Here is a 3,058-nt window from a genome sequence, read left to right on the forward strand (position 1 = left end):
GCTACGTTATAGAGTTTTGAGCCTTTTGCCCAGTACGATTTCCCGTATTTGGATTGGCGGTCTTGCCAGTATTTGGTGAGTGTTGGGTCGTCGGGAGATGCCGTGTCTTTGACTTTGACATGGCGTACTATGGGGATGTATGCCAGCTTCGGCAGGGTTATTAATGTTTCCCTACCATGTCTGTTCTTTAAGGGTTGGGCAAAGTTCCACTTCGTCCCGTTGATTGTTCTGAAGTATTTTTGGGCTATCCAACCTTTCCCCTTTTTCGGGTGTCTTCTTAGCGACCACTTCCACAGCATTTGCCATATTCGGTAGTCTACGTAAGAAAACGTCTCCTTACTGACCTTGTGCTTGTAGTAGTTCCCCCATCCTCTAATGATTGGGCTAAGGTGCTGGATAACTGCCGTTGCTTTTACCGTTTTGTGTTGATTCAGCCATTGTTGAATTCCAGACAGGAATTCTTTGACCTTTTCTTTTTGCGGTTTAATTAAGCATTTACCCTTGTAATGTCGGACATTGAACCCTAAGAAATTGAAGCCCTCATTAATATGAGTGATTTGGGTTTTATCCGTATTAAGTTTTAAACCCCTCTGATTTAGCCATTCTTCTAGGATGGGTTTAATGGCTTCCAAATCCTCACGATTTTCTGCGGTGATGATGAAGTCATCAGCGTAGCGAACAAACCCATATTTGGGTTTGTGTTCCCTCTCTGTTCTTTTTCTACCTTTTGAGTCGGTATATTTGTATTCCTTCGTCTTTTTATATTGACTTAGGAATTTTTCCATTCCGTCGAGGGCTATGTTTGCCAATAAGGGAGAAATAATCCCTCCCTGTGGCGTTCCGCTTTCGGTATCGTGGAATATTTCTGCCTCTACATATCCTGCTTTTAGCCACTGTTTGATTAGCTCTTTACCAGGGATTTCTCCTATGGCATTGAGCAGGTACTCGTGGCTGATATTGTCGAATGCCCCTTTAATATCTGCGTCCAGTATCCATCTGTCGTTCCCCTGAGCGTTTAGTCTTATCCATGTCTGCTCAATTGCGTCATGGCAACTTCTGCCTGGGCGAAAGCCATAGGACTGGGCTTCAAATCTGTTTTCCCAGACTGGTTCCAGGGCATTTTTGACAATTGCCTGTGCTATCCGGTCTTTGATTGTCGGGATACCTAATGGTCTTTGTTTTCCGTTAGCTTTCGGTATGTATACCCTTTTCGTTGGGCGAACTTTCCATAAGGTGTATTCCTTACTTTCTCTGACCAATTTCACTCTTTCCTCTGGAGTTAGAGCCGTCTGACCATCGATGCCAGCCGTCTGTTTCCCTTTGTTTTCTTGAGTGACTCTTCGCACTGACAATAGCAGGTTGGAGTAACTGCGAAGCATCAGTTTCATGAGGCTTCTAACCTTATTCCACTGACCGTTCTGGGCTGCTCGGTAGATTCTCCGTCTCAGGTTTCTGACACGCTTTTTGATGAGCTTCCAATTGATGGATGCCCACCCCTTGAGCGGTTCCTTCGTTCCGATGTCATTGCTGACTCTATCTTTCACGTTGGTTCAATTCCTTTACGCAAAATTTACCGTTGAAGACCCGCTGGAAGTCTGCCATCTTTCGATGCGGGGCAAAGCCTGAACCCCTATCTTCAGCATTACGGTAAAGCATTCGCTTTCTCCAGCATCCCTTACCCTCTGGATAATTCCGTTTTCCTTACGGTCAACCTACTCACGCCATCGACCTGGCTTGAGAATCCATAGGGCTTATCGTGTTCCGTACATTTAACCTTCGACCGATTTGGGTTCCACCTATATTCCGGTGAGAGTTTCGCTCTCTCGTTACTAGCCACAAGGCGCTGCCAGTAACCTACTCACTTGCCTTTTTGGCTAGAGTGTATCAGCCTGATTTCACTCTTTAGACATAACGGAATCTACAGTGATTCACATAACGTTAACCCTTTTCGATCTTCCCCTTGCCCTTTCACTGATTTGGGCTACCAGTTGCGGGGCTTTCATGCCTTGCATTCCAACAGGTTCATTACTTACTACTGTTGTAGGCGGAGTGTGACACTCTTTTATGTGGGGACGGAGAGAGAGAGTTCTCCGGGAGAGGCGGCTCTCCAGTTATTCAGCGCAGATGCGCCTAATGTACGACTTCACGTCGCACCCCTTGATTATCCTGAGTTACCCGACGAACCGATAATGCTCTTGCTGTCCAAGAACTTATCAACAATTTCTGGAGTTTGCGTACTAGCTTGACATCACCACGATTAGACGCTTGATATATCCGTTTTTGCAACTTAAAGACGTTACGTTCTAGCTTTCGCCAGTTGATATCGCTCCATTCATACATCGGTTTTATTGCCGTGTTCATGACATTTACATTGCGAATTGTAGCTATACCATCCGTATTACCGTGAGTCCGTTAGCATATCCTTCACCATTACAGTGAGGCGTTGGCTTCTGACTCAATCTCTACCACCTGTTACCTGGATAATCCAGAGGTTTCGTCTTAGCTGACTGCTCGGAGTATTCGACCTCTCCGAGAGTAATCAGGTGGGTTACTTCGTTCCTCATAACCTTTGGTTTGTTCCATTAGGATGTCACCTTTTCACCGAGTTTTTGGGTAACGTAGGTATGTCGGGCAAAATCCTCATACCACCCTGTACTAATGCCCTTTTGGGACTACCAGCGCAAGAAGCCTTATTTCGCTGGTTCGGAGTAACGGTGATTCAGGCAGTGACTTCACTTTCGTTATCCATAGGAACTTGCTCACGGGATACCACTTTTTAGGCTAGTAGCTCTTTCCGCTTTTATCCCCGCTTCACCGATTGATGGCTAGTCTCTACAGTGGGGGATATGCTTTCACCTCTACGTCTGAGGGGCAGGATTTGACGCTTTCTAGGATACTGACGCTCACCTGCAAGGTTATTAAGTTATCATCTACAAGGGATTAAAGTGCTTTCCTCAATCCTGATGGATTACCCTGTAGAAGCCAGTCATCCCCCGATTTCTCGGTTTCGACTGAACGAATCGCACTTGGCAGCACCATTTAAGTCTGCATTCACAAT

1 protein-coding gene and 1 pseudogene are annotated in these 3,058 nt (G+C 45.7%); both read right to left on the minus strand.

The features are described 5' to 3' along the window. Positions 1-1,544, minus strand: a 1,544-nt coding sequence (gene ltrA / locus JGK14_RS33775) for a group II intron reverse transcriptase/maturase (RefSeq protein WP_325316007.1), incomplete at its 3' end; no start/stop codon positions are given. Between the two features lie 610 nt (positions 1,545-2,154). Next, a pseudogene (locus JGK14_RS33780) lies at positions 2,155-2,361 on the minus strand (reverse transcriptase N-terminal domain-containing protein); the annotation flags it as partial. Positions 2,362-3,058: the final 697 nt, after the last annotated feature.

It is taken from the genome of Microcoleus sp. PH2017_28_MFU_U_A, assembly GCF_020738035.1.
Taxonomy (GTDB): Bacteria; Cyanobacteriota; Cyanobacteriia; order Cyanobacteriales; family Microcoleaceae; genus Microcoleus.